5 protein-coding genes are annotated in these 4662 nt (G+C 31.2%); 2 read left to right on the forward strand and 3 right to left on the reverse strand.

The window, feature by feature from the left end; all coding sequences use genetic code 11:
• Positions 1 to 312 precede the first annotated feature (312 nt).
• Positions 313 to 669 (reverse strand): hypothetical protein, encoded by a 357-nt coding sequence (locus ACIQ56_RS14610; RefSeq protein WP_397601781.1) that lies wholly within the window; start codon positions 667 to 669, stop codon positions 313 to 315.
• A gap of 15 nt (positions 670 to 684) precedes the next feature.
• Between ACIQ56_RS14610 and ACIQ56_RS14615 the strand changes: the two genes are divergently transcribed.
• Positions 685 to 1860 (forward strand): hypothetical protein, encoded by a 1176-nt coding sequence (locus tag ACIQ56_RS14615; protein ID WP_397601782.1) that lies wholly within the window; start codon positions 685 to 687, stop codon positions 1858 to 1860.
• A gap of 93 nt (positions 1861 to 1953) precedes the next feature.
• A complete protein-coding gene (gene fliW, locus ACIQ56_RS14620; protein ID WP_153421006.1) occupies positions 1954 to 2475 on the forward strand; it encodes a flagellar assembly protein FliW in 522 nt (173 codons plus the stop codon).
• Between the two features lies 1 nt (position 2476).
• On the opposite strand, the gene ACIQ56_RS14625 is transcribed toward fliW, so the two are convergent.
• Both ACIQ56_RS14625 and leuB read right to left on the reverse strand, forming a co-directional pair.
• Positions 2477 to 3406, reverse strand: coding sequence for a branched-chain amino acid transaminase (locus tag ACIQ56_RS14625; RefSeq protein ID WP_397601783.1), 930 nt, complete (start codon positions 3404 to 3406; stop codon positions 2477 to 2479).
• A gap of 12 nt (positions 3407 to 3418) precedes the next feature.
• Complete coding sequence (gene leuB / locus ACIQ56_RS14630) at positions 3419 to 4510, reverse strand: 3-isopropylmalate dehydrogenase (RefSeq protein ID WP_397601784.1); 1092 nt, start codon at positions 4508 to 4510, stop codon at positions 3419 to 3421.
• Positions 4511 to 4662: the final 152 nt, after the last annotated feature.

Consider the following 4662-nt stretch of genomic DNA (forward strand, 5'->3'; position numbering starts at 1 on the left):
CCGGATGTGGGAAAACTACAAGTCCGGTTCTGCAGGGGTTTCATGGCAATGAATTACTTTATTTGAAAGGAAATAAAAGTCATGTCTCTACCTACCAATAAAAAAAATTGTAGTTATAGCAACAATGACTGAAATCGTAATAATAAATAAGAAACGCCAATTGCTTTTTATTTTATTTAATATATTATTCATTTTTTCTTTATTCATAAATTTATCAACCATGAATAAATTGCACTGCAAAATTGCGCTATAGTATCTATATGTTAATTATATTTTTAATATTTATTGGAGTAAATGGGAAAAATATGATTACTAGGCAGTTTCTTTTGGGACAAAATCATCATTTGGACTTTGTAATTCATCTATTCTTTCAATGACTTCATCTAGTATTTTTATAAGATAACGTTTTCTTGAAGTTAAAATAAATAAACATCTCCGACTATTTTTAGACTCAAGATCTAAAGATTTAGTAGAACGATGCATATAATTTACCATATCACCTTTGCTATTTAAGTTTAAAAGTGTTCGTCTTCTTGATATGACTCGATCAAATGCCAACCTTTCAACACTAGCAAGAATTGCATTTCTTCTTTCAATCAGTTCGTGCAACGATTCTATTGTTGATTCAAGATCTTTTTTCCTTTTGTTGAGGTCATCTAATATCGGCATATGATACTCCACATCTTGATTCTATTTTTGACTTTAAAAAGTTATCGGAAGATTTATTTCAGAGCTTTATTTTTACTTTTAACCATTTTTATATCTAAAATTTATGCAAAAGAAATAAAAAAAGATTGGGAATCAACTGTTACTTTTGGTGTTGGTAATGTTGGTTATATGAACAATTTTCAGACAGGGATTCTTCAATCGAGTTTCTCTCTTTTATTTAGACCATTTGAAGAAAATAAAAATGTGGAAGCTAAATTTAAAATTATGACACAATCACCTTCAAGAGAAGATGATGGATTTATTGAAGTCCCATTACGTGATTATGATTTTTCAAAAATAGCAGAACTTTGGTTACGTTATCAAATTTTTAATCAACTCGAATTTAAAGCTGGTAGGTTTCCTGATACACCCGATGAAACAACACCTCTATATTGGCCGTATTATTCTTTATATTCAAAAATTGATTTTTATAAAGATCCAGAAATAAATCCCTTTATTATTGTCAGGCAAGATCTTTTGTCTGTCTATTCTTATCAATCGAATAGATCAACAGCAACAAATATTGAGAGAACAAGACTAGAACTCGATTTAAATTCAAAAATGAGTTCTGAAAATTTAGAATTAAAATTAAATTTGAAATCAAACTATGATCAATTTTCGGATCCTGACTATGCACTAAGTTCCCTAAGTATTGGGCGCGAGCAGTATATTGATAAGACCGTAACGTATCACGATCAAAAATATAGAATTGTAAATTTTTATAGTGATTTTAGTCTTGACTATAAAAATTTCATTTATTCAAAAATATTTTTGAAATATTGGAAAAATTTAGACTCTGAAGTTTTTAATGAAGGAAGAATATTTGGAATAGAAGAGAAGATTCATTTTAAAACAAATTCCTTAAGTTTGGCTTATATAAAATATTATGCAGAACAAAGTTCGGTGCCTCCATCTTCATTATCTTCCTATTATTATCCTGGATTTCAAATTTCTGCTTTAGATATAAAATTCTCCCAAGCTTTTTTGGAATCTTGGAATGCGTTACTGGAATACCGATATCAAACATCAACCCCCTATGGACAATCAAGTGATATTTCAATTAGCCCTGGTGCTGTTCCTGTTATTCCTAAATATAAAATTTTGTTAATGCTTGAATATCATTTTGATTCATCTGGAAGACAGGATAATTGACACGTCAATAAAAAAATTAGGTCTTATTGCACAATTTGTGCTTCTCACATAACCTGATAAATGAATGTAATTTTGTTTAATAGGGAGGCTGGCTTGAAAATAAATACATCACGCTTCGGAGAAGTTGAAGTCAATGAAAGTGATATGATTTCACTCCCTGAAGGACTTATTGGGTTTCCTGAACTTAATCAATTTATATTATTAGATCATGATAATGACTCCCCATTTAAGTGGCTTCAATCTGTTTCAGATCCTGCAATGGCTTTTATCGTAATAAGTCCTTTGTCTTTTAGGCCCGACTATATGGTAGAAGTTACTGAAGAAGAAGTTTCTGCTTTAAAATTATCAAATCCAAATGAAGCTGTTATTTCTGTGATTGTTACAATTCCAATGGATCCTAAAAAAATGAGTGCAAATTTAAAAGCACCATTGGTTTTTAATTTAAGTAACAGATTAGGGAAACAAGTTGTTTTAAAAGATCCTCAATATCAAACAAAACATTTTATTATGGAAGAAATGAAACGTTATTCTCAAAGAGATACACAAAACGATCTCAAAAAAGCAATTCAACAGCAAATTGCGAATAAAATGGATAACGAAACAGTAAATAAATAAATTATGTACTGTATCTCGTTAAATATTTTTCATAATCAGGCATTTTTCCTTTTACAATTGAAAAATATGTTTTTTGAAGATGTTCTGTTACTTCTCCTCGTTTGCCCGATCCAATTGATCTTCCATCAAGTTCACGAATTGGTGTTACTTCTGCGGCTGTTCCCGTAAAAAAAGCTTCATCCGCAATATAAATCATGTCACGAGTCATTTGAATTTCTTTTACTTCCATACCTTGATTTTGAGCAATATGAATAATGGTATCTCGCGTAATTCCTGCTAAGGCAGATGTTAAAGTTGGAGTGTATAATTTTCCATCTTTAACAACAAAAATATTTTCTCCACTTCCTTCCGCGACATAACCTTGGTGATCCAATAATAAAGCCTCTTGATGGCCATTATGAATAGCTTCTTGACGCGCCATAATGGAATTTAAATAATTGCCATTCGCTTTTGCTTTAGATAAAACGCTATTGACATGGTTTCTTGTATAAGAAGAAGTTCCTACTTTTATCCCATGAATTATATTTTCTTCTCCCAAATATGATCCCCAATCCCAAGCTGCAATCATCACTCTTACAGAAAGTTTATTCATTAAAAGACCTAATGCTTCTCCTCCATAATAGGCCATTGGTCTGATATAAGCAGATTTGAGTTTATTTCTTTTTAAAATTTCAATTTGGGCATCATTTATTTCCTTTTTTGTAAATGGAATTTTCATTCCAATGATATGAGCCGATTGAAATAAACGGTTTGTATGATCGTGCATTCGAAAAATAGAGGAATCATTATCAGATTCATAAGCTCTTACTCCTTCAAAAACTCCTGCTCCATAATGTAACGTATTTGTTAATGCATGTACTTTTGCTTCTTGCCAGGGCACATATTTTCCATCCATCCAAATTTCACCAAAATCTCTATTTTCTAATGACATTGTATTTATTCCTTATATAAAGTTTAAAATTTTATCTGTTATTTCTGAAGTTGATATCGAATTTGATTTATTTAAGCATATATCTTGAGTTCGATAACCTGCTTTTAAAGTAGAATGAACCGCGTGTTCAATTGCGTTTGATTCCTCAATAAGATGAAAAGATTGTTTTAATAACATGGCAAAAGATAGTATTTGAGCAATCGGATTTGCAATGTTTTTACCTGCAATTTGAGGAGCAGAACCACCTGAGGGCTCGTATAAAGCAAATCCTTCCAAATTAAAACTTGCAGATGGCATTAATCCTAAACTCCCAGGAATGGCAGCTGCGGCATCGGATAAAATGTCACCAAATAAATTTGAAGTAACAAGGACATCAAACTGGGAAGGATTTATAAAAAACTGCATTGCACAATTATCTACTAACATATGATCTAAAGTAACATCTGGATATTCTTTTGCGACTTCATTTAAAATAGTTCTCCAGAGTTTAGAAGTATCTAAAACATTGGCTTTATCAACAGATGTTACTTTATTTTTTCTGAGTCTAGCTAATTTAAAACTCTGATGAGCCACAATTTCAATTTGTTTTTCATCGTATTCCGAAATATCATGCGCTTTTCTAATATTATCTATGATATAAGATTTATGTTCACCAAAATAAATATCACCAAGCAATTCTCTAACGATAACGATATCAATCCCATTTTTTCCAATGACACTCTCTTTTAAAGGACAAATGTCTTGAAGCTCAGGATAAACTTTTGCAGGTCTTATATTAGAACTAAATCGAAAATTCTTTCTTAAAGCCAAAATAGAATTTTTTTCACAATCTTTCCATTTTGCTTCATGGGATTCTGAAATGGGTCCGCCAACAGATCCAAATAAAATGGCATCTGAATTTTTACAAATCTGTAAAGTAACTTCTGGAAAATGGCATCCATATTTTTCAAATGCTGCACCTCCTATATAAGCATGATTTAAAGTAAACTCATGGTTATATTTCGTTTCAATTTTTTTGATGATACGGATTGTTTGTTCCATAACTTCAGGGCCTATACCATCACCAGATAAAATTGAAATTGTTTTTTTGGTAGGTAGAGACATGACTTTTATTTCCTTTCAAATAAAGAGTAATTCATTGCCATGAAACCCCTGCAGAACCGGACTTGTAGTTTTCCCACATCCGGCTCCCAGAGATGATATTCATTGCGTAGGTTTCGATTTATAAATATTTACCGTTATTCTTGGCTGCGGTA

It is taken from the genome of Silvanigrella sp. (assembly GCF_044369315.1).
Lineage (GTDB): Bacteria > Bdellovibrionota_B > Oligoflexia > Silvanigrellales > Silvanigrellaceae > Silvanigrella.